The following is a 25,600-nucleotide window of genomic DNA, read 5'->3' as shown; positions in this document are numbered from 1 at the left end:
GCCGGGACGATGACGGTCAGGGACCGATCGTCACCGGCTTTCAGGGCCGGGGCTTTCGGGTGCGCGATGACGTGTTTCCCGACGGCCTGCTGCTCAGTCCGGTGCGGGCAATGGCCTGGGACGATGCGCCGGATGTCGAGGCGCTGACGGTGAAGGCGCTGGGCGACTTGTTCGATGCCGATCCGAAGCCTGAATTTCTATTGCTGGGCACCGGCGCCGGATTGCGGCAGCCGCCGCGCGCCTTCGTCCGCGCGGTCGAGGCGCTGGGGATCGGCGTGGAGGCGATGGACAGCCGCGCCGCGGCCCGCGCCTGGGGCGTGCTGCGCGCCGAGGAGCGGCAGATCGTGGCGGCGTTGCTGCCTTTGTGAAGCGGGGCGTGTTCCTGCAAAGGCGGGAACACTCACGCTTTGCCAGAAGCCTTGCCCTTCCATCCCCGCTCCGCCAAGCTGGTCGTCTCTTTCATCCAAGGGGCTTTTCCATGGCATTTCACCGTCCCGCCGCCGCGCTGATCGCGGCGCTTCTCGTCACCACCAGCGCCCACGCCGCGACCCCGGATGCGCAGGCGCGCGGGGGCGAGGCCGCTTTCCGGGGTCTTTACAAGGAACTGGTCGAAACCGATTCGAGCTGGCCCGACGGCAGTTGCACGCTGGCGGCCGAACGGATGGGCGCGCGGTTGAAGGCGGCGGGCTATGGGACAAGCGACGTAGCGATCATCGTCGATCCGGCGCATCCCAAGGAAGGCAATCTGACCGCCATCCTGCGCGGCAGCGACGCCAAGCTGCCCGCCATCCTGCTGCTCGCCCATATCGACGTGGTCGCGGCCAAGCGCAGCGACTGGGAGCGCGATCCGTTCAGCCTGATCGAAGAAGGCGGCTATTTCTACGGGCGTGGCACGTCCGACGACAAGGCGATGGCGGCGGCCTTCACCGACCAGATGGTCCGTTACAAGACCGAGGGCTACACGCCAAAGCGGACGATCAAGCTGGCGCTGACCTGCGGCGAGGAGACGGAGAAGGCGCTGAATGGCGTCGAATATCTGCTCAAGACCAAGCCCGATGCGATGTCGGCCGGATGGGCGCTGAACGAGGGCGGCGGCGGGTCGCTGGACGAGAGCGGCAAGCCGGTGAGCCAGGGCGTGCAGGCGGGCGAGAAAGTCTATCAGGACTTCACCTTGACCGCGACCGCGCCGGGCGGCCATAGTTCGCGCCAGACCCCGCATGTCAATGCGATCGGGTGGATGGCGGCGGCGCTGGCGCGGGTCAACGCCTATGATTTCCCAGTGAACCTGACCCCGGCGGCCAAAGCCTATTTCGGCGCGTCGGCGTCGCTCTATCCCGCCAAGGTGTCGAGCGCGATGGCGGCGATCGGCGCGGGCAAGGCGAGCGCGGCCGACTATGCCGCCGTGTCGGCCGAGAGCGCGAGCTGGAACGCGACGCTGCGCACAACCTGCATCCCGACGCTGATTTCCGGCGGCCATGCGCCCAATGCCCAGCCGCAATCGGTGACCGCCAACGTCAATTGCAGGATCATTCCGGGCGAGGCGGTGGACGCCGTGTTGGCGCGGTTGAGCGAGGTGGCGGCCGATTCGAAGGTCAAGGTGACGCTGGCCGATCCGCCGCAGCCCAAATCCTCCGCGCCCGAACTAACGCCGCAGATCATGGGGCCGATTGAAGCGCTGACCAAGGAGATGTGGCCGGGCGTGCCGGTGATCCCGCGCCTCGCCACCGGGGCGACCGACGGGCGTTTCACCAATGCGGCGGGCATCCCCACCTATGGCGTGTCGGGCATGTTCGCCGACCCGGACGGGCAGGGGGTCCATGGCCTGAACGAACGCATCCGCGTCAAGTCGATTCTGGACGGGCGGGCATTCCTGTACCGGCTGGTGAAGCTGTATACGCAGTGAGGTGCGAAAAGCCATCTACGCTCGAAGCGGACGGACGTTCATGATCCTGTCCCACCGCCACCCCAACGAAAAAGGGCCGCCCCATCGGGCGGCCCTTTCCTTTCGGCTGGGAGCCGGAAATCAGAAGCGGAATTTCACCGCGGCGCGATAGCTCTGATATTTCACGTCGCTGCGCCACAAGGTCGTGTCGGCCGACAGGCTGAGATCGACATTGCCCGTGGTGACCGTCAGGCCGCCGCCCACCTCGCCCCAGTTGCGATCCGAACCGCCGAGCGCGAAGGGCGCCAGACTGCCGGTGCCGCCGACCAGATTGGCCAGGAAATAAGCCGGCTGGTCGTTGAATTCATGGACGAAGTTGGCGGTGACATAGGGTTTGAAGCCGCCGGTGTTGGCCTTGACCGTAGCGCCCAGGCGACCCTGCGCGCTGCGGATGGCGTGACGCTTGATCACCAGCGCGGCGTCGCCGCCATATTCGGCCAGGTTGCCCGAGCTGATATAGGCGCCGCGGATCGAGGCGCGCGGCACGATGCTGAAGGCGTCGCCGCCCAGCGCCTTGCTGAGGCCCAGTTCGCCCGACAGCGCGAGTTCCTGGTCGCTGCCATAAAGGGTGTAGGGGGTGACGCCGACGGCGAAGGAACGGCGCGAGCGGGTGGTGAGGGTGCCGGCGCTGCCGACGCCGTCCAGCTTGACGCCGCCCAGGTCGAAGGCGCCATAGACGGTGCCCTGATAGAGCCGCGCGCGCGCCGTGTCATTGGCGCCCGTATCGCCCTTCAGCTCGCTGAACGAGGCGGCCAGGCCGATCACGCCATTGTCGCCAAACGCCTTTTCGACGCCCGCCGCCGCATACCAGCCATCGAACTGGTCACGACCGAGCGGCACGGCGGTGCGCATCGGCGCGCTCTTGCCGTCGAGATAGCCGCCCGCCAGGAACGCGCTCATATCGTCGGGCAGCACGCCTTCACGGGTCGTCGTGTCGTCGCCGCCGCCCTGGTCCATGCCCAGATCGATATTGTTGAGGCTGGCGGAGGCGAGCTGGATCGGCTGGCCGGTCATGGTCAGCGTGCCGCCCATCGAACCGCCGTCCAGCTTGGTCAGGCGGTCGCGATAGAAGCGCGCCATATTGTCGTTGAGCACCTCGGCCATCGACGTCTTGAGCGTTTCGGTGCGCGGCGCCATCGCCTCGAACGTCGCCTGCACGCCGGCGACGCTCAGCAGGTCCGCTTCGCCGTAGAGGGCGGCGTAATTGGCGTAGAGCGACCGGTTCTGGTCGAGCAGCTGGGCGAAGCTGGTCTGGTTCTGCGCCGCCGGATTGACGACATCGGCATAGAGACCCGCGTCGATACGCACGCTGACGGAATTTTCGCCATAGATCAGCACCGGCTTGAGCACCGCGGACAACTGCGCCGGGGCGGTGAAGGTGCCGTCGATGCCGCCTTCCGCCGTTACGAACGTATATTGGTTGCCGAAACGGATCTTGGCGCCGGCAGCCTGGCCGAAGGCGACCTGGCCGCCCAGCGCCGCGATGCCGTCGATCGGATCGCCGACCGCGAGGAGCGACACGTCGCCATCGGCCTGCGCCGCGGTGATCGCAGCGGCGCTGCGCTGTTCCTCCGTGCCGCCGCCGCCATCGCCGCCGCCGGTGTCGGGATTTTCGCCTTCGCCTTCGCCACCATCATTCGTGACGAACTCGGTCGCCTTGACCGCCAGCACGTCCGACACGCCATTGGCGCCCAGGTCGATCTGGAGCGTGCTGCCCGACGTCAGCAGCGCATTGCCCTCGACCGTCAGCGTGCCGATGGTGCCGATGCCGCCAGGAGCGACAGTGCCCAGGATGTTGGTGAAGAAGGGCGTGCGCAGCGTGCCGCTGCCCGACAACAGGCCGGTCAGCAGGAAATAGTCGCCGGGCGTTTCGATCGTGCCGTTCACATTCACCACCCCGGACAGGTGGGAAATGTCCATCAGGCTGGTCAGCGAGCCGTCGGCCGTGACGTCCAGCGCCGCGCCGGTGCCGGCAATGGTGAAGCGATCGACGGTGACGGCCGTGTCGAGCGTGGTCTTGCCCGCCGCGCTCAGCGTCACGTCATAATAGCGGCCGATAATCCCCTGCGACGCCAATGGGTCGATATTGTTGGGGACGAAATCGGATGCGCCGGGCAGGCCGTTGGCCAGCGTCGGGCTGGGCAGGACGGCCTGGGTAGTGACTTCGCCGTCATCGGCTTGCGCGTCCAGGATGGCGGCGTCGGCCAGGGTGGCGCCGTCGCCATTGGGGCTGCGATCGGCGATGTCGACCTTGCCGATGGCATTGGTCAGGGCGGCCGATCCGGCCGGGGTCGCGGTGGTGCGGTCATCTTCGGTGACGGGCTGGCCGTTCACGATCAGCGTGTCGGTGCCGACATCGTAGCAGACATCGTCCGGGCTGTAGCAGAGCTGGCCGAATTTCGAGGCGCTGTCTTCGCCAAAGGCGCCCGCGCCGGGCGTGGTGGGCACGCCGTTGACCAGGGCGCCGTTGCTGTCGATGATCCGGTAATTGGGATCGAGCGCCGTGATCCAGTGAGAGGCGTCGCTCCACTTGCCATCGCCAGCCTTGGCGGTGGCGTAGCGGTAGGGGTTGTTCTGCGCGATCCAGTCCCAGAACAGATAGAGCGGCTGGTAGAAGGACGAGCCGCCATAGGAACTGGCGGGCTGTTCGAAGAAGTAGCGGCTGCCGCCCGACAACACGCCCAGCACGACCTGTTCGTTGAACGTCTGGTCGAGAATTAGCGGGCCGCCCGAATCGCCGCCCGCGGTGCTGCCTTCGTTGGGCAGCGCGTCATCCTTGAACAGGTTGAAGTCGAACGGGTTTTCGCGCGTCGGATCGTCGAAATCGGTGTGGTAGAGATTCTGGGTATAGCCCCCGCCGCCGCCGAAGAGGAAGGTGTCGACATCGTCGAGCGACCCCAACATGCCCAGGAAATTCTCCGCCGTCTTGCGGCGGAAGTCGATGCCATAGCTGTTGCCGGTGGTGCCGCTGCCGCTGCGGCCATAGCCCGTGATCGTGACATGATAGCCGGTGCCGCTCGTCTCGCTGATCGACGACGGGGCGGGCAGGGCGGAAAACAGCATCGCCCAGGTGGGGACGTCGGACGCGGGCGTGTCCAGCGTCGCCATCGCGACGTCGCCATAGAGGAAGCTGAGCGCCGGGGGATCGAGCGAATCCGGGTGATAGGCGATATTGTTGACATTATAGACGCTGAGCGCCGTGTTGGTCTGGAACCCGTTGCTGAGCCAGTCGATCAGGCCCGGCCGGGCGTCGTTCTGGAACGCGAAGGCAACGGGCACGCCGCCATTGACGGTGCTGTAGTCGGCCGACGTCTGGTCGTTGACGCAGTGGGCGGCGAAGATGACGGTGCGCGGGTTGATCAGCGTGCCGGTGCAGACGAAGCCGTCGGCGCGATACATGATGCCCACGCCGTTGACATCGCTGCCGTCGATGATGTCGGTAGGGCTTTTGTCGTCGGTCGGTACGACCGCCTGCGCCATCGGCGCTACGGCGAGGGCGGCGATGGCCGCGGACGCCAGCAAGGCAGGACGACCGACGCGCGCCAACAGGCCCGCGCCATTCTTGCGAATGTGCATGATATAAACTCCCCAAAGACCGAGCGGGAAGCTAATCCACTGTATTGACCAAGACAATCGGCCAATTATGAAAACTTATGTCATGTATCCAAAACGTCACAGCATGTCTGTTTTGTCCTAAAGGATGATGGCGTCGACAGGCGGTCTTGTTCTTTGTTCATCCGAAACGAACCTTCCTTTTTAGGGCTGTGCAGGGCGTATCGCTAATCCTGATCAAGTCTTGCATCAGCGGCCATACCGGCCGCGCCTTGCGCAACGCCCCATATCTGCTTAAGCATGAGGGCAAGTTCCGGTCGCCCTTTGGCGGCTGGCGATTATAGAAGCGAGTTACGGCATGGTGCAGCAGAGCCGCCCATCGCCGCAGAGTTCCGGCCCGACCGGCCGTTATGCGGGCAAGCGCGCCCGCCCCGGTCCGGGCGATGGGAGCAAGGCTGCGGCCATTCCGCCCCCGTCGACGCAACGGGGTTTTCCGCTCCATGGCGGACGTGAGCGGCGGTCCTATGCCGCCATCGACCTGGGCACCAATAATTGTCGCCTGTTGATCGCCAAGCCGTCCGCCGACGGCTTCATCGTTATCGACGCCTTTTCGCGCATCGTCCGGCTGGGCGAGGGGCTGGCCGCGACCGGCCGGATCAGCGATGCGGCGATCGACCGGGCGATCGCGGCGCTGTCCGTCTGCGCCGACAAGCTGCGCCGCCGCCATGTGACGTTGGCGCGATCGGTCGCGACCGAAGCCTGTCGCCGGGCGGCGAACGGGGCGGAGTTCATCCAGCGCGTCTATCGCGAAACCGGCATCGCGCTCGACATCATCAGCGCGCAGGAAGAAGCGCGGCTGGCGGTGCTGGGGTGCCATGCGTTGCTGGAGCCGGGCGAGGGACCAGCGCTGATCTTCGACATCGGGGGCGGATCGACCGAGTTGGTGCTGGTCGATGCCCATGGCGATGGCGCGCCGCATATCGTCGATTGGGTGAGCGCGCCCTGGGGCGTGGTGTCGCTGACCGAGAGCGAGGCGTTCGAGCATGACGATCCGGCGCAGCGGCGTGCGGCCTATGACCGGATGCGTGCGCGGGTGAGCGAGGCCTTTTCGCCGCTGGCCCGGCGGCTGCCGCAGGGGGCGGAGGATATTCGCCTGCTCGGCACGTCGGGCACGGTGACGACGCTGGCCAGCCTGCACCTCAACCTGCCGCGTTACGACCGGCAGGCGATCGACGGGCTGATCGTGCCGTGCGAATCGATGCGCGCCATTTCGGAGCGGCTGTCGACCATGGCGCTGGCGGAGCGGCAGAAGCTGCCCTGCATCGGCACCGAGCGCGCCGACCTGGTGGTGGCGGGCTGCGCCATATTGGAATCGATCCTCGACATATGGCCCGCCGCGCGACTGGGCGTGGCCGACCGGGGGATTCGCGAAGGCATATTGCGCGGGTTGATGGACCGCGACGGGAGAGTGATGTGAGGGGCGCTGGCGCAGGCAGGGTGCGGGTCAAAACCGCCAAGGGGCGTACCGCCCAATCGGTGCGCTGGCTGGAGCGGCATCTGAACGATCCCTATGTCAAAAAGGCCAAGGCGGAAGGGTGGCGCAGCCGCGCCGCGTTCAAGCTGATCGAACTGGACGAGAAATTCCATTTCGTGAAGGGATCGAAGGCGGTCGTAGATTTGGGCGTTGCGCCGGGCGGCTGGGCGCAGGTGGTGCGCAAGCTGGCGCCGAAAGCTGCGGTGGTGGGCATCGACCTGTTGCCGGTCGATCCGATTGCGGGCGTGACGCTGTTCGAAATGGATTTCATGGACGACAAGGCGCCGCAGATGCTGTGTGATGCGCTGGGCGATGCGCCGGACCTGGTGATTTCCGACATGGCGGCCAATACGGTCGGCCATGCCGCGACCGACCATCTGCGCACCATGGGGCTGGTGGAAGCTGCGGCCTGGTTCGCGGTGGAAAATCTGCGCAAGGGCGGGACGTTCGTCGCCAAGGTGTTTGCGGGCGGGACCGATGGCGAGTTGCTGGTGCTGCTGAAGAAGAATTTCACGACGATCAAGCATGCCAAGCCGCCGGCCAGCCGCAAGGGCAGCGTCGAATGGTATGTGGTGGCGCAGGGGTTCAAGGGGCGACCCGACGAGCCTGTGCGGGATCGGACCGGGGAGCCGGTAGAGGAATAGTGCGGCAATAGACTGGCGGGGCAGCGGGAAAAGGCGGGGGCATTTGGTCGCAACGGTATCGACGGTCGCCTATCTGGGGTTGGAGGCGCGCGCCGTGGAGGTGCAGTGCCAGCTAGTGCCGGGCCTGCCCAATTTCATCCTGGTCGGCCTGCCCGACAAGGCGGTGGCGGAGAGCCGCGAGCGGGTGCGCAACGCGATCGCCGCGATCGGGCTGTCATTGCCGCCCAAGCGGATCACGGTGAACCTGTCGCCCGCCGATCTGCCCAAGGAGGGATCGCATTTCGACCTGCCGATCGCGCTGGCTTTGCTGGGCGCGATGGGGGTGATCGATGCCGAAACGCTGGCGGGCTATGTGGTGGTCGGCGAGCTGGGGCTGGACGGGCGCACCGCTCCGTCGCCCGGCGTGCTGCTGGCGGCGCTCCATGCGGGCAGCCAGGAGATGGGGCTGGTCTGCCCGGTCGCGCAGGGGGCCGAGGCCGCCTGGGCGGGCGAGGTGGAGGTGGTCGCCGCGCCGGATTTGCTGGGTTTGCTCAATCATTTCAAGGGGACGTCGGCGCTGTCGGCGCCGCAGCCGGGCGTCGTGGATGCGCCGGTGCGGGGCGCGGACCTGAAACAGGTCAAGGGGCAGGAGGTCGCCAAGCGCGCGCTGGAGATCGCGGCGGCGGGCGGCCATAATCTGCTGATGGTCGGGCCGCCGGGCGCGGGTAAATCGCTGATGGCGAGTTGCCTGCCGGGCATATTGCCCGACATGACGCCGTCCGAGGCGCTGGAAAGTTCGATGGTGGCGAGCGTCGCCGGCACGCTGGAGGGCGGGCGGATCAGCCGGGCGCGGCCGTTCCGCAATCCGCACCATAGCGCGTCGATGGCGGCCTTGGTCGGCGGCGGATTGAAGGCGCGGCCGGGTGAGGTCAGCATGGCGCATCTGGGGGTGCTGTTCCTGGACGAGTTGCCGGAGTTTCAGCGCACGGTGCTCGATTCGCTGCGCCAGTCGCTGGAGACAGGCGAGGTCACGGTGGCGCGGGCTAATGCGCATGTGACTTTCCCCGCGCGGGTGCAGTTGATCGCGGCGATGAACCCGTGCCGCTGCGGGCATCTGGGCGATCCGGCGCTGGCCTGCTCGCGCGCGCCGCGCTGCGCGGCGGATTATCAGGCCAAGGTGTCGGGGCCGTTATTGGATCGCATCGACCTGCATGTCGAGGTGCAGGCGGTGACGGCCGCCGATCTGGTGCTGCCGCCGCCCGCCGAAGGATCGGCCGAAGTGGCGGCGCGGGTCGCGGCGGCGCGGCGCGTGCAGACCGCGCGCTATGCCGGGACCAAGGTGCGGACCAATGCCGAGGTGGATGGCGAGCGGCTGGAGGACGTCGCCGGGCCGGACGAGCCGGGGCGGCAATTGCTGGCGCAGGCGGCTGCGGCGATGAAGCTGTCGGCGCGGGGCTATACCCGCGTGCTGCGTGTGGCGCGCACGATCGCCGATCTGGCCGGGTCCGAGCAGGTTGGGCGGGTGCATGTGGCGGAGGCGCTGAGCTATCGGCGCAGGGTGCCGGTGAATTGAGGATGTGCTTGTGGCCGCAATCGACCGGAAGCGGACCTTGGCCGACCCTTGCAATCCGTTCGCCCTGAGCGAAGTCGAAGGGCCACACTGAGCATCGGCGAAGTGCCTTCACTGCGTTCAGGCGAGGACTTCGACTTCGCTCAGCCCGAACGGAAGGAGGGTGACCCTCTTGTTATCACCGTGGGCCTTACCCCGCGCTGTCGTTGGCGATCAGCTTCAATTCTGTGGCGGGGGTGTCGCTGTCCCTGGGGCGGAAGCGGCCTTCGATGCGGCTGCCCGGTTCGATCGTGATCCGTTCATAGACGACGTCGCCGGTGATGCGGGCGCTGCTTTCGACCACCAGTTCGCCGGCGGCGATCGACCCATCGACTAGGCCCGCGAGGCGCGCGCTCTGCGCGGTGACATGGCCGGTGATGCGGCTGTCCGGCCCCTGCACCAGGGCGGCGCAGCTTATGTCGCCCTCGATGGTGCCATCGACATGCAGGTCGACCGACGCGGCGAGATTGCCGGTGATCGTCACGTCGCTGCCGATCAGCGAGAAGGGCGTGTGCTTAGCTCCGGTCGCGGACATCGGCGAAACGGGCCGTGGCGATTTGCTGGACTTGGAGAACATCTTTGCGGGCCTCCAGAAAAGGGCGGGGATTGACGGCCTGGCCGTTCAGGCGGACTTCGAAATGGAGATGGGTGCCGGTCGATCGGCCGGTCGATCCCATGCGGCCGACCGTGTCGCCGCGCGCGACCTTTTGCCCCACATGGGCAGCGAAGCCGGAGAGGTGGGCGTAGCGGGTCATGATGCCATTGCCATGTTCGACCTCGACCACATTGCCATAGCCCTGACGCTGGCCGACATAGCTGACCTTCCCATCGGCAGCGGCGGTGATCGGCTGGCCGTAGCGGCCGGGAAAGTCGAGGCCGGCATGGAAGGCGGCATGGCCGTTGAAGGGATCGCGGCGATAACCGTAGGAGCTGGTCAGCATCGGCGCGGCGGTGGGCTGACCCGACGGGATGGTGAGCAGGCTGCGTTCCAGAAACTCCATCCGCGACATGGCGTCGGCGAGGGTTTCCAGTTCGTTCGTCAGCGCGCCTTTGTCGCCCTTCCACGGAACGAAGGGGCCACCTTGGGCGCGGGCGGCGCTGCGCGCGAGATGGTCGGGGTTGAGGCCGAAGCTGCGGATCGCGGCGGCGGCCTTGTCCGCGCGGCGTTCGACCGCGGCGGTCAGCAGGGTGGCGAATTGCCGCTGGCGCGCTTCCAGCCGGACCAGCGGGGCGGCTTCGGGCGCCAGGCTGATCTTGGCGGTCAGCGCGTCGGATTTATCGGCTTTGGTCGGGGCGGCCATGTCGCTGCCGGGCGCCTTGTCGTCCTGGTCGCCGAAATGCGTCTTGTAGAGATCGTCCATGAAGTCCTGACGGGCTTCCAGATCCTGCGCCAGATCCTGAACCGACTTGCGATAGCCTTCGACCTTGGTGGCGGCGGTGGCGACCGAGCGGCCCTGTTGCGCCAGCGCGGCGCGTTCCTGCGCGATCGATGCGCTGTCGGCCAGCATCGACAGGGTCATGCCGCCCCAGCCGAGCAGCGCGACGGACGCCACGCCGATCGCGGCCAGCTGCGCGCGGCGGGAAATGCGGACGAACTTCACCTGGCCGCCGGACCGGAGAAAAATCTCCCGCTCAGGGCACAGGGCGAGCAGCCGTTCCCGGAGGGGAGCGATCCCCTTCTTCTTGTGATGCAACAATGCGACCCCGACTCTTTTTAGTGAGGGGGCCGGTAGCAAAGCTCCGCCTTTTCCGCGAATCCGTCGTTGCGGAGTCGTGACGAGTCGAGCGCTGAATGCGGCGAAATGATCGATCGGACCTTTTGTTCCCTATGCCGAACGATCTTTTGCAGATTATTTCAGCTTCGATGGGACTGATCCTGCTGGCCGAGCATGGCTTCCACATCTGCGGCGGGGATGGCGGCGCTGAAATGAAAGCCCTGGGCCATGTGACAGCCGCCCGCGCGCAGATAATCCAGTTGCTGCCGGTTCTCGACCCCCTCCGCCACGGTGCGGATGCCCAGGCTGTAGGCCAGGTTCAGCACGGTGCGGACGATGGCGGCGTCGTCCGGGTCGGTTTCGAGGTCGCGAACGAAGCGCTGGTCGATCTTGATGACATCGATCGGGAATTGCTTGAGGTGCGAGAGGGACGCATAGCCGGTGCCGAAATCATCGAGCGCGATGGCGACGCCCGCTTCGCTCAAGCGCTGGAGCAGGCGGCCGACCCGGTCGGCATTGCGCCCCAGAAACACCGATTCGGTCACTGCCAGTTCGATGATCGACGGCGGCAGGTCGGCGTCCGTCAGACGGCGGAGCAGGCGGTCGGCGAAATCATCGTCATTGAGGTCGGCGCCCGACACGTTGAAGGCGACATGGCCGAAGGGCAGGCCAGCGTCGCGCCAGCGGCGGCAGTCGGCCAGGATGCCGTCGATCATCTGCGCGGTGATGGCGGGGCCAAGTTCGGGATGTTCGAAGGCGGCGGCGATGTCGCCGGGCATGATGGTCGCGCCCGTCGCGGTGGGGCAGCGGAACAGCGCCTCGAAACCAACCAGCGCGCCGGTGGCGAGGTCGATCTTGGGCTGATACCAGGGACGGGGGCGCTCCTGCGCCAATATCTGGCGCGCGCGGTCGAGCATGGTCGCTTCCCGCTCCCAATTGACGAGCAGCGCCGGTTCGAAAAGGGTGGCGCGGCCGCGGCCGCTATTCTTGGCGTGATAAAGGGCGATGTCGGCATGTTTGATCAGGGCGGTGACATCGCCGCCATGGTCGGGGAACAGCGCCACGCCGATGCTGACCCGCGCCTCGATCGGCCGGCCGCGAAAGCTGAGCGGGGGATGGAGATGTTCGGTGATGCGCGCCAATATGGGCGCCAGCGCGTCGACGTCGGGCAGGCGCGTCAGCAGCACCGCAAATTCGTCGCCGCCCATGCGCGCGACCAGGTCGCCCGGCCGCAGCGCCGCGCGCAGGCGATCGGCCACGGCGCAGAGCAGCGCGTCGCCCGCATCATGGCCGGCGGTATCGTTGACCCGCTTGAATTCATCCAGATCGATCAGCAAAATCGCCGATTGGGTCGAATCCACCAGTCGGCTGGCCGGGCCGCTCGTCGCCTGGGTCACGGCAGCCATGAAATGGGCGCGGTTGGCAAGGCCAGTCAGTGCGTCGGTCATGGCCAGCCGCTCGAGATGTTGTTCGGCTTCCTTGCGTTCGGTGATGTCCACGACGCTGGTCACGATGCAGGGCGTGTCGTCGACGACGATCGGGCGCGAGGACAGCAATGTGTCGCGAATCTGTCCGTCCGCCCGGCGCAGGCGGCATTCGAAATTGTCGACGCGCTCTTCCCGCTGCAACATCCCGAACAGCAGGTTGCGGATCGGCAGGTCGACATAGGTCTGCTCCACATGCGCAAGCGGGATGTCGCTGCCGGCGGCAAAGGCGTCCTGCGCGGCCTGGTTCAGGCGCAGGATGCTGCCATCGCGCCGGGTGACGAGCAGGGGGATGGGCACGGCCATGAACATCCGCTCCAGCGCGTCGAGGCTGTTGGCCAGCGCCGCCTGCGCCACCTGCGCCAGTCGGCCGGCGGTCCATTCCTGCCGTTGCAGCCGGTTGTGCCGGGTGATGGCCATCCACATGCCGCAATGCAGGATCAGCATCGCCAGGACCATGCCGATCGCTGTCTGACTATGCGGCGCAGGGGCAAGATAGCCGGTCAGCATCGCGACCGCGCAGGCCAGGCCGCCGCCGGCATTGCCGCGGAAGCTGGTGGGCACGACGAGGTAGAAGACGAGCGGCAGCATGACCAGCACGAAGAGGGCAATGTCGCTGCGCGAACTGACGAGCAGCGCCACGCCGATGGCGGTGATCCCCTGCCACAGGAAGCAGAGTCGCTCCAGCGCGGAGAAGCTGCGGGTGTAGCGCCACAGAGCGAGGCACAGCAGCGATCCGGCGACCACGGCGAGGCGGGCGGGAATGGCGACCCAGAAATGGGGGGTGCCGGCAAAGCGCCAGTCGCTGATCAGGAAGATGGCGTTCAGCAGCGCCGACAGGGCGAACAAGGTTCTGGCATGGCGGCGGGTTTCGGGGAGTCGTTCGGCCTGGAACGCCGATTCCCGGTCGGGATCGCGAAACTCGCCGGTTAAAGGGGATAATATCGTCACGTCGCGTCCAGGCTCAGCGGGTTGTCATCATAGGACTGTTAAGGTTATCAATTTACTAAGTGCCTGAAAAAGCGTGTACCTGAAAAGCGCCGATCGCCGCCGACGCTGCTCGCTTGACCGGCCGGACGTCGATGGCTATAGGCGCGGCTGCCCAGCGGCCTTGCCGTGCGAAGACTCGTCTCCTCGCGTCATATCAACTGGGCGACACTAGAGCTGAACATTGCCGGGTGCTCTTGCGGCTCCAGGGGGCTTATGCCCACCGGGGCCTTTGCCGTTTGGACGAATCATTCCTCCAGGCGGTGCGAGACGCGGGGATGCCCAGGTAAAGTAACTGAAAAAGGTGAAGGGCTTCATGCCAACAATCAATCAGCTAGTCCGCAAGGGCCGCGAGCTGCAGAAGACCAAGAGCAAGGTCCCTGCAATGGATGCAAACCCGCAAAAGCGCGGCGTTTGCACCCGCGTCTATACGACGACCCCGAAGAAGCCGAACTCGGCGCTTCGCAAGGTGGCCAAGGTTCGCCTGGTCAACCAGCGCGAAGTCATCACCTATATTCCGGGTGAAGGCCATAACCTGCAGGAGCACAGTGTCGTGCTGATCCGCGGCGGCCGTGTGCGAGATCTTCCGGGCGTGCGCTATCACGTTCTTCGCGGCGTTCTGGATACCCAGGGCGTCAAGGATCGCAAGCAGAGCCGTTCGAAGTACGGCGCGAAGCGTCCGAAGTAAGGGGAGAACAATAATATGTCACGTCGTCGTCGCCCCGAAAAGCGCATCATCCTGCCCGATCCCAAATATGGCGATCAGGTTCTGTCCAAGTTCATGAACTCCATCATGCAGGACGGCAAGAAAGCCGTTGCTGAATCGATCGTTTATGGCGCCCTCGAAACCGTCGAGGCCCGCGCCAAGAAGGATCCGATCGGCATGTTCCATGACGCGCTGAACAACATCAAGCCCGGCATCGAGGTCCGCAGCCGCCGCGTCGGCGGCGCCACCTATCAGGTGCCTGTCGAAGTCCGCCCGGAGCGGTCGCAGGCCCTGGCCATCCGCTGGCTGATCACCGCTGCGCGCAATCGCAGCGAGACCACCATGGCCGCTCGCCTGTCGGGCGAGTTGATGGATGCCGCCAACAACCGCGGCAATGCGGTCAAGAAGCGCGAAGACACGCACCGCATGGCGGAAGCGAACCGCGCTTTCTCGCACTATCGCTGGTAAAAATGATCAACGGAACAGGCGCCTTGCGGTGTCTGTCCCGTTTTTCGCTCTAAAAATCCATCCGTTCGTCGTGGGCCTACCCATGGCGGACGGATTGGTTTAGGGGCGCGCCCAGATCTAACGAATCCCCAACCGCCGGCGCGCCGGCAACGGAGAAGCATCATGGCCCGCAGCCATCCGCTCGAGAAATATCGCAACTTCGGTATCATGGCGCATATCGACGCCGGCAAGACCACCACGACCGAGCGCATCCTTTACTATACCGGCAAGTCCTACAAGATCGGCGAAGTCCATGACGGCGCCGCGACCATGGACTGGATGGAGCAGGAGCAGGAGCGTGGCATCACCATCACGTCGGCTGCGACGACCTGCATCTGGAACGACCACCGCCTGAACATCATCGATACCCCTGGCCACGTCGATTTCACCATCGAAGTCGAGCGTTCGCTGCGCGTGCTGGACGGCGCGGTCGCCGCGTTCGACGGCGTCGCCGGCGTTGAGCCGCAGTCGGAAACCGTGTGGCGCCAGGCGGACAAGTATAAGGTTCCGCGGATGTGCTTCATCAACAAGCTCGACCGCACCGGCGCCAATTTCTATTATTGCGTGCAGACGATCATCGATCGCCTGGGCGCAACCCCGGCCGTTCTCTATCTCCCCATCGGCGCGGAGAGCGAGTTCAAGGGCCTGGTCGATCTGGTCGAGGACCGCGCCATCATCTGGAAGGATGAGAATCTGGGCGCCGAATTCTCCTATGAAGAGATTCCGGCCGACCTCGCCGACAAGGCCGCCGAATATCGCGAAAAGCTGATCGAACTCGCCGTCGAACAGGACGACGAGGCGATGGAAGCCTATCTCGAAGGCAATCTGCCCGACACCGCGACGCTGAAGGCGCTGATCCGCAAGGGCACGCTGAACCAGTCGTTCGTGCCGGTGCTGTGCGGCTCGGCGTTCAAGAACAAGGGCGTTCAGCCCCTGCTCGACGCGGTCGTGGACTATCTGCCTTCGCCGCTGGACATCGAAGACGTGCAGGGCATCAATCCCGATACCGACGAGCCGGATAGCCGCGCGACGGCGGACGACGCGCCTTTCTCCGGCCTGGCGTTCAAGATCATGAACGATCCGTTCGTAGGCTCGCTGACCTTCCTGCGCGTCTATTCGGGCACCCTGACCAAGGGCACCTATCTGAACTCGGTCAAGGACAAGAAGGAAAAGATCGGTCGTATGCTGTTGATGCATGCGAACAGCCGTGAAGACATTGATGCGGCCTATGCCGGCGATATCGTCGCGCTGGCCGGCATGAAGGAAACCACGACCGGGGACACGCTGTGCGCCGAGCGCAAGCCGATCATCCTGGAGCGAATGGAATTCCCTGAGCCGGTCATCGAACTGTCGGTCGAACCCAAGACCAAGGCCGACCAGGAAAAGATGGGCGTCGCGCTCAACCGCCTGGCCGCCGAAGATCCGTCCTTCCGCGTGTCGACCGACCACGAATCGGGTCAGACCATCATCAAGGGCATGGGCGAGCTTCACCTCGAAATCCTGGTCGACCGCATGAAGCGCGAGTTCAAGGTCGAGGCGAACGTCGGTGCGCCGCAGGTGGCCTATCGCGAATATCTCAAGAAGGCCGTCGACGTCGATTATACCCACAAGAAGCAGTCGGGCGGCACCGGCCAGTTCGGCCGCATCAAGGTGAAGGTCACGCCGGGCGAGCGCGGTGCGGGCATCATCTTCAAGGATGAGATCAAGGGCGGTAATATTCCCAAGGAATATATCCCGGCGATCGAAAAGGGTATGCGCGAAACCGCAGCGACCGGTTCGCTGATCGGCTTCCCGATCATCGATTTTGAGATCAACCTGTATGACGGCGCCTATCATGACGTCGATTCGTCGGCGCTGGCGTTCGAAATCACCGGTCGCGCCGCGATGCGCGAAGTCGCGCAGAAATCGGGCATCACGCTGCTCGAACCGGTCATGAAGGTCGAAGTCGTCACCCCGGAAGAATATCTGGGCGACGTCATCGGTGACATGAACAGCCGTCGCGGTCAGATCCAGGGCACCGATACGCGCGGCAACGCGCAGATCGTGGAAGCGATGGTGCCGCTGGCCAACATGTTCGGCTATGTGAATTCGCTACGTTCGTTCACCCAAGGGCGTGCGAACTATTCGATGACCTTCTCGCATTATGACGAAGTGCCGCAGAATGTGGCGGATGAAGTCAAGGCGAAGATGGCCTGATGACTTTCCCATGCCGAGCCGTGCGAACGGCTCGGTTAGGGGCTGGTAATCTGTAAATTTGCTGCTATGGACGCGCCTTCGCGAGGCGCGGCCGAGCGGTCAGACCCAAGCTGATTTTGATTAGAAGGTAGGATAAAATGGCTAAGGCTAAGTTTGAGCGGAACAAGCCGCACTGCAACATCGGAACCATCGGTCACGTCGACCATGGCAAGACCTCGCTGACCGCAGCGATCACGAAGGTTCTGGCCGAAACCGGCGGCGCGACCTTCACCTCGTACGACAATATCGACAAGGCGCCCGAAGAGCGCGAGCGCGGCATCACCATTTCGACCGCCCACGTCGAATATGAGACTGAAGCCCGCCACTATGCGCATGTCGATTGCCCTGGTCACGCTGACTATGTGAAGAACATGATCACCGGCGCCGCCCAGATGGATGGCGCGATCCTGGTCGTGTCGGCCACCGACGGCCCGATGCCCCAGACCCGTGAGCACATCCTGCTCGCCCGTCAGGTCGGCGTTCCCCAGTTGGTCGTGTTCATGAACAAGGTCGATCTGGTCGACGACGCCGAAATTCTTGAGCTGGTCGAGCTGGAAATCCGCGAACTGCTCAGCAGCTACGATTTCGACGGCGACAACATCCCCGTCATCCCCGGTTCGGCCGTCGCCGCGCTGCAGGATAAGACCCCGGAAATCGGCCATGACGCCGTTCTGGCTCTGATGGCTGCCGTCGATAGCTGGATTCCGCAGCCTGAGCGTCCGGTCGACAAGCCGTTCCTGATGCCGATCGAAGACGTGTTCTCGATTTCCGGTCGCGGCACCGTCGTCACCGGCCGCGTCGAAACCGGCATCATCAAGGTTGGTGAAGAAGTCGAGATCGTCGGCCTCAAGGACACCACCAAGACGACCGTGACCGGCGTGGAAATGTTCCGCAAGCTGCTCGACGAAGGTCGTGCTGGCGACAATATCGGCGCCCTGGTGCGTGGCACGAAGCGTGAAGACGTGGAGCGTGGTCAGGTTCTGGCGAAGCCGGGCACCATCACCCCGCACACCGAGTTCGACGCCGAAGTGTACGTCCTGTCGAAGGAAGAAGGCGGCCGTCACACCCCGTTCTTCGCCAACTATCGCCCTCAGTTCTATTTCCGCACGACGGACGTGACCGGCGAAGTGATCCTTCCCGAAGGCACCGAGATGGTCATGCCTGGCGATAACGTGAAGCTCGGCGTCAAGCTGATCGCTCCGATCGCCATGGATGCCGGTCTGCGCTTCGCGATTCGCGAAGGCGGCCGCACCGTCGGCGCAGGGGTTGTCGGAACGATCTCGAAGTAATATAGGACCGCAGCGGCGCGAATCGCCTGATTCGCGCCGCTCGGAATTTTAACCGCCCCGGATCGCCTTTCTCCGGCTCGCAAGAGCTAGAAGGGTAATATACGGGGCGGATATTTTTTGGTTGGCGCATTTTCACAAATCATCGGCTGCTCCGGCTGATTTTTGAAAATGCTCTGAGTTTTTGGCTCTTTCGCATCGGTACAGGAACTATGGACAGCAACATCCGCATTCGTCTCAAGGCGTTCGATCATCGCGTGCTTGACCAGGCGACCGGCGACATCGCCGACACCGCCCGCCGCACCGGCGCCCTTATCCGCGGTCCGATTCCCCTTCCGACGCGCATCGAAAAGTTCACGGTCAATCGTGGCCCGCACATCGACAAGAAGTCGCGCGAGCAGTTCGAGGTCCGCACTTACAAGCGTATGCTTGACATTGTGCAGCCGACGCCGCAGACGGTCGACGCGCTGATGAAGCTGGACCTGGCTGCCGGCGTGAACGTCGAGATCAAGCTGGCCTAAGCCGGCAAGTCCCTGCTCTCCGTAAGGTGGGCAGGGTATCGGGTATTCCGGGAAACCGGAAGCTCAAACGACACAAGGGATACCGCACAGAGCTGGGCAACCAGAGGGTCTGTGGTTCTGGTCCCCCGTCGCCGTTCCTGAGAAGGAGTGGCATCCAACCCGGACGGGGTGATCTGCACATTGGGTTGGCCGCGAAGGAGAAATCCTGAGCGGTTTTTTCGTTGGATACGCCCGTTGCCCAGAATGACTGGAGCTGCGGGCCTCTATGGGAGTAACAAGTGATGCGCACAGGCGTGATCGCTAAGAAAGTCGGGATGACCCGTCTGTTCCAAGAGGACGGACGTCATATTCCGGTTACGGTTTTGGCCCTTGAGGGCAATCAGGTCGTGGCGCGCAAGGATGTCGACAGCGACGGCTATATCGCCGTTCAGCTCGGCGCCGGTGTCGCCAAGGTGAAGAATGTCGCCAAGCCGCAGCGTGGCCACTTCGCCAAGGCGGAGGTCGAGCCCAAGGCTCGCCTGGTCGAATTCCGCGTCGCCGAGGATGCGCTCCTCGACGTCGGCGCTGAAATCGCCGCTGACCATTTCATCGACGGCCAGCTGGTCGACGTGTCGGGTCACACGCAGGGCAAGGGCTTTGCCGGCGCCATGAAGCGCTGGGGCTTCGGCGGTATGCGCGCCACCCACGGCGTGTCCATCAGCCACCGTGCGCATGGTTCGACCGGCAACCGCCAGGATCCGGGCCGCGTCTTCAAGAACAAGAAGATGGCCGGTCACATGGGCGACCGCGAGCGGACCCAGCAGAATCTCGAAATCGTCCGCACGGACGTCGAGCGTGGTCTGATCTTCGTCAAGGGCAGCGTTCCGGGCGCCAAGGGCACCTGGTTGACCATCAAGGATTCCGTCAAGGTTCCTCGTCCGGCCGACGTTCCCTATCCCGCCAGCCTGAAGAAGGCTGACAACAGCAACGACGCTCCGGCGAACACCCCGGCGGAAGACGCCGCGGCTCCCGAAGCGACCGAAGGCCAGGAGGGCTAAACCATGAAGGTCAAGGTACAGACCCTCGACGCAGCGGAAGCTGGCGATCTGGAGCTTAACGACGCCGTGTTCGGTATCGAGCCCCGCGCCGACATCCTGCACCGCGTCGTCACCTGGCAGCTCGAAAAGCGTCGCGGCACCGCCCGCGGCACCCGCGAGCGTAGCGACGTCGCCCGCACCGGCAAGAAGTTCGGCCGCCAGAAGGGCGGCGGCACCGCCCGTCACGGCGATCGCCGCGCGCCGGTGTTCATCGGTGGTGGTAAGGCGCACGGCGCCCGCGTCCGCGACTTCAACCCCTCGCTGAACAAGAAGGTTCGCGCGCTGGGTCTGAAGATGGCGCTGTCGTCGAAGGTCAAGAGCGGCACGCTCACGATCATCGACAGCCTGGACGTCGCCGACGGCAAGACCAAGGCGCTGGTCGCCAGCCTTGCCAAGCTGAACCTCACCAAGGTGCTGTTCATCGACGGCGACGCGGTGAACGTCAGCTTCGCGAAGGCTTCGGCGAACATCATCGGCGTGGACCTGCTCCCCGCCGTTGGCGCCAATGTCTATGACATCCTGAAAGCCGACTCGCTGGTGCTTACCCGCGCCGCGGTCGAAAAGCTGGAGGCTCGTTTCAATGGCTAAAAAGCAAGCCGGAACCGTCGACAACCGTCATTATGACGTCGTTGTCGCGCCGCACATCACCGAGAAGTCGACCCTTCTCAGCGAAAACAACGCCGTGGTCTTCAAGGTGGCGGGCACTGCCTCCAAGCCTGAGATCAAGGCCGCTGTCGAGGCGATCTGGGGTGTGGACGTCAAGAGCGTCAACACGCTGGTCACGAAGGGCAAGACGAAGCGCTGGAAGGGCAAGCCCTACAAGCGTTCGGACGTGAAGAAGGCGATCGTCCGCCTGGCCGAAGGCCAGTCGATCGATATCACCGAGGGAGTCCGCTGAGATGGCTCTGAAGCATTATAACCCGACGAGCCCCGCTCGCCGCGGCCTGATTCTGGTCGACAAGTCCAGCCTGCACAAGGGCAAGCCCGTCAAGGCGCTGACCGAAGGCAAGCGCAAGACCGGTGGCCGCAACAACAAGGGTCATGTGACCTCGCGCGGGATCGGTGGCGGTCACAAGCAGCGCTATCGCATCATCGACTTCAAGCGTCGCTTGTGGGATGTCGAAGGTACGGTCGAGCGTCTGGAATATGACCCCAACCGCACCGCGTTCATCGCGCTGGTCAACTATCCCGACGGCACCCAGAACTATATTCTGGCGCCGCAGCGTCTTGCCCCCGGTGACAAGGTCATCGCGGCCAAGAAGACCGACGTGAAGCCGGGCAACGCGATGGAACTGGGTCAGATGCCGGTCGGCACGATCATCCACAACATCGAGATGAAGCCGGGCAAGGGCGGTCAACTCTGCCGTTCGGCGGGTACTTACGCCCAGCTGGTCGGTCGCGATCGCGGCATGGTGATGGTGCGTTTGTCTTCGGGCGAGCAGCGCTACATCCGTTCGGACTGCATGGGCACCATCGGCGCCGTCAGCAACCCGGACAATGGCAACACCAACCTGGCCAAGGCAGGCCGCAACCGTTGGAACGGCATCCGCCCGCTGACCCGCGGCGTCGCCAAGAACCCGGTCGATCACCCTCATGGTGGTGGTGAAGGCCGGACTTCGGGCGGCCGTCATCCGGTTACCCCATGGGGCAAGCCGACCAAGGGTGCTCGCACTCGTCACAACAAGTCGACCGACAAGATGATCATCCGGTCGCGTCACGCCAAGAAGAAGAGGTAATCCGCGATGGCTCGTTCCGTCTGGAAAGGTCCTTTCGTGGACCTCAGCCTTCTAAAGAAGGCAGAAACGGCGCAGGACGCCGGTGGCCGCGCCCCGATCAAGACCTGGTCGCGTCGTTCCACCATCCTGCCCCAGTTCGTTGGCCTGACGTTCAGCGTCTATAACGGCCGCAAGCATGTTCCGGTGTCCGTGAACGAGGATATGGTGGGTCATAAGCTGGGTGAATTCGCCCCGACCCGCTTCTTCCCCGGCCATGCCGCCGACAAGAAGGGCAAGCGCTGATGAGCAAGGAAAAAGCTCCCCGTCGCGTCGCCGACAATGAGGCGCTGGCCGTTGGCACGCAGATCCGTGGTTCGGCCCAGAAGCTGAACCTGGTCGCGACGCTGATCCGCGGCCGCAAGGTCGAGGACGCGCTGAACATCCTCGCCTTCTCCAAGAAGGCGATGGCTGTCGACGTGCGCAAGGTGCTGGCTTCGGCCATCGCCAACGCGGAAAACAACCATAATCTCGACGTCGATTCGCTGGTCGTCGCGGAAGCATCGGTGGGCAAGGCCTTCACCCTGAAGCGCTTCCACGCTCGCGGCCGCGGCAAGTCGACCCGTATCCTCAAGCCCTACAGCCGCGTGCGCATTGTCGTGCGTGAAGCTGGCGAAGAAGCGGAGGCGTAAGCACATGGGTCACAAGAGCAATCCGATCGGTCTGCGTCTCCAGATCAACCGTACCTGGGACAGCCGCTGGTTCGCCGAAGGCGCCGACTATGGTCGCCTTCTGCTGGAGGATCTCAAGATCCGCCAGTTCATCTTCAAGACGCTGCCGCAGGCCGCGATCTCCAAGGTCGTGATCGAGCGTCCGGCCAAGCTGTGCCGCGTGTCGATCTATGCCGCCCGTCCGGGCGTCATCATCGGCAAGAAGGGTGCGGACATCGAAAAGCTTCGCAAGAAGCTGGGCGCGCTGACCTCGTCCGACGTGTCGCTGAACATCGTCGAGATCCGCAAGCCGGAAGTCGATTCCAAGCTCGTCGCACAGGGCATCGCCGATCAGCTGGAACGCCGCGTGGCATTCCGTCGCGCCATGAAGCGTGCGGTGCAGTCGGCCCTGCGTCTGGGCGCCGAAGGCATCAAGATCACCTGCGGCGGCCGTCTGGGCGGCGCAGAGATCGCGCGCGTCGAATGGTATCGCGAAGGTCGCGTTCCGCTGCACACGCTGCGTGCGAACGTCGACTATGCCGAAGCCACGGCGCATACCGCCTATGGCGTTTGCGGCATCAAGGTCTGGATCTTCAAGGGCGAGATTCTCGGCCATGATCCGTTCGCGACCGACCGGCTGATGCTGGAGGCTCAAACCTCCGGCGTGCGCCCGGCGCGTTGAAGATAAGAAGGTAATAGCGTCATGCTGCAACCGAAGAAAATGAAGTTCCGCAAGACCTTCAAGGGTCGGATCAAGGGCGATGCCAAGGGTGGCTCGGCTCTGAACTTCGGTTCCTATGGTCTCAAGGCCATGGAACCAGAGCGCGTCACCGCGCGCCAGATCGAAGCGGCCCGCCGCGCGATCACCCGCCATATCCGCCGTCAGGGCCGGTTGTGGATCCGCATCTTCCCCGACGTTCCAGTGTCGAAGAAGCCTGCCGAAGTCCGTCAGGGCAAGGGCAAGGGTTCGGTCGAATATTGGGCCGCCCGCGTGAAGCCGGGTCGCATCCTGTTCGAACTGGACGGCGTGCCCGGTCCGCTCGCAGCAGAGGCCTTCTCGCGCGCCGCGATGAAGCTGCCCATCAAGACCAAGGTCGTCGCCCGCCTCGGCGACACCTCGCATCTGGAGGGTTAAGCACATGGCGAATGTTGCAGACCTGAAGACCAAGACGGACGACGAACTGTCGACCGAACTGAACAACCTGAAGCGCGAGCAGTTCAATCTGCGTTTCCAGGCGGCCACCAACCAGCTGGAAAAGCCCAGCCGGGTCAAGGAAGTCCGTCGGTCGATCGCGCAGATCAAGACCCTGCAGACGGAGCGTAACAGCTCCGCTGCCAAGTAAAGGAACCACACGATGCCCAAGCGCGTGCTGACGGGAACTGTGGTTTCCGACAAGACCGACAAGACGGTGGTCGTTCGCGTGGAGCGCAAGGTGAAACATGCGCTCTACGGCAAGATCATTCGCCGTTCGAAGAAGTATCACGCCCATGACGAGGGCAATGTCTACAAGGAAGGCGAGACGGTCCGAATCGAAGAGACCGCCCCGATTTCCAAGCTCAAGACCTGGAAGGTCATCGAGCGCGTGGACACCCACAAGTCGCCGGAAACGGCGTCCTGAGGGACGGCTCGCTGAGCCTTTGACTCTAAATGCGACGCGGGGCTGGCCTTTTCCTTCGGAAAGGGTTACAGGCCCGCGCTTCGCGTAGAGTCACCGGGCTCTAGGCACGAAATTCGGAACCGCCGGGAATAACCCCGGTAGGCCAAATGAGAAGGAACCGGATCTATGATCCAGATGCAATCCAATCTTGACGTCGCTGACAACAGCGGCGCCAAGCGCGTCCAGTGCATCAAGGTGCTGGGCGGCTCGAAGCGTCGCTTCGCGGGCGTTGGCGACATCATCGTCGTCTCGATCAAGGAAGCCGCGCCGCGTGGCAAGGTGAAGAAGGGTGACGTGCATCGCGCCGTCATCGTGCGTACCGCCAAGGATATCCGCCGTGCAGACGGTTCGGTCATCCGCTTCGACGGCAACGCCGCTGTGCTGATCAACAAGAACGAGGAGCCGATCGGCACCCGTATCTTTGGCCCGGTCGTTCGCGAACTGCGCGCCAAGAAGCACATGAAGATCATCAGCCTTGCTCCAGAGGTGCTGTAATGAGCGCTGCTAAGATCAAGAAGGGCGACAAGATCGTCGTCCTGGCTGGCAAGGACAAGGGCCGTACCGGCGCCGTCCTCGCGGTGATGCCCAAGGACGACAAGGTTCTTGTCGAAGGCATCAACGTCCATGCCAAGCATCGCAAGCCCGATCAGGCGAACCCTCAGGGCGGCATCGAGCGCAAGCCTGCGCCGCTGCACATTTCGAATGTCGCTGTCGCTGACAAGGATGGCAAGCCGACCCGCGTTCGTTTCGAGGACCGCGACGGCAAGAAGGTCCGCGTCGCCGTCAAGTCCGGTGAGGTGCTGTAATGAGCGACAAATATATCCCGCGCTCCAAGGCGCAGTATGACGCTGAAATCGCCAAGGCGATGACCGAGAAGTTCGGTTACAAGAACGTCATGGAAGTCCCCAAGATCGACAAGATCACGCTCAACATGGGCGTGGGCGAAGCGACCCAGGACAAGAAGAAGGTCACGCAGGCCGCCGAGGAAATGGAACTGATCGCCGGCCAGAAGCCGGTCATCACCAAGGCGAAGAAGTCGATCGCGCAGTTCAAGCTGCGTGAAGGCATGCCCATCGGCGCCAAGGTCACGCTGCGCCGCGAGCGCATGTATGAATTCCTGGACCGCATGATCAACATCGCTCTGCCCCGCGTCCGCGATTTCCGTGGTCTCAACCCGAAGAGCTTCGATGGCCGTGGCAACTATGCCTTCGGCATCAAGGAGCAGATCATCTTCCCTGAGATCAGCTATGACCGTGTCGACAAGGTGCGCGGCATGGACATCATCGTGACCACCACCGCGAAGACGGACGACGAAGCGCGCGAACTGCTGCGCCTCTTCGGCTTCCCCTTCCCGCAGGAAGAAGAGAAGCAGGCGGCCTAATTTAGGCCCCGCTTCTCTCCCAACGCTAAAGCTAAGGAAGAGAACTTAAGTCATGGCGAAACTGAGTTCGATCAACAAGAATGAGCGCCGCAAGAAGCTGGTCAAGAAATATGCCGGCCGTTATGCGAAGCTCAAGACGATCGCGAACGATACCAGCGCAGACGATAGCGACCGTTTGATGGCGCGTCTGAAGATGGCGGAAATTCCCCGCAACGGCAACCCGACCCGCGTTCGGAACCGCTGCGAGATGACCGGCCGTCCGCGCGCCTATTACCGCAAGTTCCGGCTCTGCCGTATTCAGCTGCGCGATCTGGCCAACAAGGGCCTGATCCCCGGCGTCACCAAGTCGAGCTGGTAAGGAT

The 25,600-nt window shown here is 64.1% G+C and carries 28 protein-coding genes; 24 read left to right on the top strand and 4 right to left on the bottom strand.

Annotated features, from left to right (window positions below; translation table 11 throughout):
• Positions 1-59 precede the first annotated feature (59 nt).
• Positions 60-368: an Mth938-like domain-containing protein gene (locus sphantq_RS07950; RefSeq protein ID WP_272799972.1), complete on the top strand. Its 309-nt coding sequence runs from the start codon at positions 60-62 to the stop codon at positions 366-368.
• Between the two features lie 110 nt (positions 369-478).
• On the top strand, positions 479-1,903 hold the full coding sequence (locus tag sphantq_RS07945; RefSeq protein ID WP_272799971.1) for a M20/M25/M40 family metallo-hydrolase: 1,425 nt from the start codon (positions 479-481) through the stop codon (positions 1,901-1,903).
• 120 nt (positions 1,904-2,023) lie between these two features.
• Here sphantq_RS07945 and sphantq_RS07940 read toward each other — a convergent pair whose 3' ends face one another.
• Complete coding sequence (locus sphantq_RS07940; RefSeq protein WP_272799970.1) at positions 2,024-5,518, bottom strand: autotransporter domain-containing protein; 3,495 nt, start codon at positions 5,516-5,518, stop codon at positions 2,024-2,026.
• A 334-nt stretch (positions 5,519-5,852) separates the two neighbouring features.
• Here sphantq_RS07940 and sphantq_RS07935 point away from each other — a divergent pair, with 334 nt between their 5' ends.
• From sphantq_RS07935 to sphantq_RS07925, 3 genes are read left to right on the top strand one after another with little or no spacing between them, the layout of a single operon-like run.
• Positions 5,853-6,971, top strand: a complete 1,119-nt coding sequence (locus sphantq_RS07935) for a Ppx/GppA phosphatase family protein (protein ID WP_066606507.1) — start codon at positions 5,853-5,855, stop codon at positions 6,969-6,971.
• A complete protein-coding gene (locus tag sphantq_RS07930) occupies positions 6,968-7,672 on the top strand; it encodes an RlmE family RNA methyltransferase (protein ID WP_066606504.1) in 705 nt (234 codons plus the stop codon). Before sphantq_RS07935 ends, sphantq_RS07930 begins: the two co-directional genes overlap by 4 nt.
• Positions 7,673-7,715: 43 nt before the next feature.
• Positions 7,716-9,224 (top strand): YifB family Mg chelatase-like AAA ATPase, encoded by a 1,509-nt coding sequence (locus sphantq_RS07925; protein WP_272799969.1) that lies wholly within the window; start codon positions 7,716-7,718, stop codon positions 9,222-9,224.
• Between the two features lie 187 nt (positions 9,225-9,411).
• On the opposite strand, the gene sphantq_RS07920 is transcribed toward sphantq_RS07925, so the two are convergent.
• The 3 genes from sphantq_RS07920 to sphantq_RS07910 form a co-directional block, all read right to left on the bottom strand.
• Positions 9,412-9,795, bottom strand: a complete 384-nt coding sequence (locus sphantq_RS07920; protein ID WP_207212427.1) for a bactofilin family protein — start codon at positions 9,793-9,795, stop codon at positions 9,412-9,414.
• The gene (locus sphantq_RS07915) at positions 9,776-10,957 is read right to left on the bottom strand and encodes a M23 family metallopeptidase (RefSeq protein ID WP_272799968.1); all 1,182 of its coding nucleotides are present in this window, start codon (positions 10,955-10,957) and stop codon (positions 9,776-9,778) included. The genes sphantq_RS07920 and sphantq_RS07915 overlap by 20 nt, the downstream gene beginning before the upstream one ends.
• A 158-nt stretch (positions 10,958-11,115) precedes the next feature.
• Positions 11,116-13,410 carry a putative bifunctional diguanylate cyclase/phosphodiesterase gene (locus sphantq_RS07910; protein ID WP_272799967.1) on the bottom strand — a complete coding sequence of 765 codons (2,295 nt, stop codon included), beginning with the start codon at positions 13,408-13,410 and terminating at the stop codon, positions 11,116-11,118.
• A 352-nt stretch (positions 13,411-13,762) separates the two neighbouring features.
• Here sphantq_RS07910 and rpsL point away from each other — a divergent pair, with 352 nt between their 5' ends.
• From rpsL to rpsN, 19 genes are all read left to right on the top strand, one after another.
• Entirely contained in the window at positions 13,763-14,134 is a 372-nt protein-coding gene (rpsL, locus tag sphantq_RS07905) for a 30S ribosomal protein S12 (RefSeq protein ID WP_004208728.1), read from the top strand.
• Between the two features lie 15 nt (positions 14,135-14,149).
• Positions 14,150-14,620: a 30S ribosomal protein S7 gene (gene rpsG, locus sphantq_RS07900; protein ID WP_066606496.1), complete on the top strand. Its 471-nt coding sequence runs from the start codon at positions 14,150-14,152 to the stop codon at positions 14,618-14,620.
• A gap of 162 nt (positions 14,621-14,782) precedes the next feature.
• Complete coding sequence (gene fusA, locus sphantq_RS07895; RefSeq protein ID WP_066606494.1) at positions 14,783-16,855, top strand: elongation factor G; 2,073 nt, start codon at positions 14,783-14,785, stop codon at positions 16,853-16,855.
• 137 nt (positions 16,856-16,992) lie between these two features.
• On the top strand, positions 16,993-18,183 hold the full coding sequence (gene tuf, locus sphantq_RS07890; protein WP_066606490.1) for an elongation factor Tu: 1,191 nt from the start codon (positions 16,993-16,995) through the stop codon (positions 18,181-18,183).
• A gap of 209 nt (positions 18,184-18,392) precedes the next feature.
• Entirely contained in the window at positions 18,393-18,701 is a 309-nt protein-coding gene (gene rpsJ / locus sphantq_RS07885) for a 30S ribosomal protein S10 (RefSeq protein ID WP_007686587.1), read from the top strand.
• Between the two features lie 281 nt (positions 18,702-18,982).
• A complete protein-coding gene (gene rplC, locus sphantq_RS07880) occupies positions 18,983-19,738 on the top strand; it encodes a 50S ribosomal protein L3 (protein ID WP_066606487.1) in 756 nt (251 codons plus the stop codon).
• Between the two features lie 3 nt (positions 19,739-19,741).
• Positions 19,742-20,365, top strand: coding sequence for a 50S ribosomal protein L4 (rplD, locus tag sphantq_RS07875; RefSeq protein WP_066606481.1), 624 nt, complete (start codon positions 19,742-19,744; stop codon positions 20,363-20,365).
• The gene (locus tag sphantq_RS07870) at positions 20,358-20,675 is read left to right on the top strand and encodes a 50S ribosomal protein L23 (RefSeq protein WP_066606478.1); all 318 of its coding nucleotides are present in this window, start codon (positions 20,358-20,360) and stop codon (positions 20,673-20,675) included. The genes rplD and sphantq_RS07870 overlap by 8 nt, the downstream gene beginning before the upstream one ends.
• A gap of 1 nt (position 20,676) precedes the next feature.
• Positions 20,677-21,513 (top strand): 50S ribosomal protein L2, encoded by an 837-nt coding sequence (gene rplB / locus sphantq_RS07865; RefSeq protein ID WP_066606476.1) that lies wholly within the window; start codon positions 20,677-20,679, stop codon positions 21,511-21,513.
• A 6-nt stretch (positions 21,514-21,519) separates the two neighbouring features.
• Positions 21,520-21,795, top strand: a complete 276-nt coding sequence (gene rpsS, locus sphantq_RS07860; RefSeq protein ID WP_066606472.1) for a 30S ribosomal protein S19 — start codon at positions 21,520-21,522, stop codon at positions 21,793-21,795.
• Positions 21,795-22,181: a 50S ribosomal protein L22 gene (gene rplV, locus sphantq_RS07855; RefSeq protein WP_066606469.1), complete on the top strand. Its 387-nt coding sequence runs from the start codon at positions 21,795-21,797 to the stop codon at positions 22,179-22,181. Before rpsS ends, rplV begins: the two co-directional genes overlap by 1 nt.
• A gap of 4 nt (positions 22,182-22,185) precedes the next feature.
• Positions 22,186-22,881 (top strand): 30S ribosomal protein S3, encoded by a 696-nt coding sequence (gene rpsC / locus sphantq_RS07850; RefSeq protein WP_066607441.1) that lies wholly within the window; start codon positions 22,186-22,188, stop codon positions 22,879-22,881.
• 21 nt (positions 22,882-22,902) lie between these two features.
• Positions 22,903-23,334, top strand: a complete 432-nt coding sequence (rplP, locus tag sphantq_RS07845) for a 50S ribosomal protein L16 (RefSeq protein ID WP_056691692.1) — start codon at positions 22,903-22,905, stop codon at positions 23,332-23,334.
• 4 nt (positions 23,335-23,338) lie between these two features.
• Positions 23,339-23,542, top strand: coding sequence for a 50S ribosomal protein L29 (gene rpmC, locus sphantq_RS07840; protein ID WP_056691689.1), 204 nt, complete (start codon positions 23,339-23,341; stop codon positions 23,540-23,542).
• Positions 23,543-23,554: 12 nt separating this feature from the next.
• Positions 23,555-23,818 carry a 30S ribosomal protein S17 gene (rpsQ, locus tag sphantq_RS07835; RefSeq protein WP_066606468.1) on the top strand — a complete coding sequence of 88 codons (264 nt, stop codon included), beginning with the start codon at positions 23,555-23,557 and terminating at the stop codon, positions 23,816-23,818.
• A 165-nt stretch (positions 23,819-23,983) separates the two neighbouring features.
• On the top strand, positions 23,984-24,352 hold the full coding sequence (rplN, locus tag sphantq_RS07830; RefSeq protein WP_056691686.1) for a 50S ribosomal protein L14: 369 nt from the start codon (positions 23,984-23,986) through the stop codon (positions 24,350-24,352).
• The gene (gene rplX / locus sphantq_RS07825; protein ID WP_066606466.1) at positions 24,352-24,663 is read left to right on the top strand and encodes a 50S ribosomal protein L24; all 312 of its coding nucleotides are present in this window, start codon (positions 24,352-24,354) and stop codon (positions 24,661-24,663) included. The genes rplN and rplX overlap by 1 nt, the downstream gene beginning before the upstream one ends.
• Positions 24,663-25,238 carry a 50S ribosomal protein L5 gene (gene rplE, locus sphantq_RS07820; protein ID WP_066606463.1) on the top strand — a complete coding sequence of 192 codons (576 nt, stop codon included), beginning with the start codon at positions 24,663-24,665 and terminating at the stop codon, positions 25,236-25,238. Before rplX ends, rplE begins: the two co-directional genes overlap by 1 nt.
• Positions 25,239-25,290: 52 nt before the next feature.
• Positions 25,291-25,596, top strand: coding sequence for a 30S ribosomal protein S14 (gene rpsN, locus sphantq_RS07815; RefSeq protein ID WP_066606461.1), 306 nt, complete (start codon positions 25,291-25,293; stop codon positions 25,594-25,596).
• Positions 25,597-25,600 lie beyond the last annotated feature (4 nt).

It is taken from the genome of Sphingobium sp. AntQ-1 (genome assembly GCF_028538045.1).
GTDB classification, from domain to species: domain Bacteria; phylum Pseudomonadota; class Alphaproteobacteria; order Sphingomonadales; family Sphingomonadaceae; genus Sphingobium; species Sphingobium cupriresistens.
Note: the sequence above shows the minus strand (reverse complement) of the source record. Positions and strands in the feature narration are given on the sequence as shown.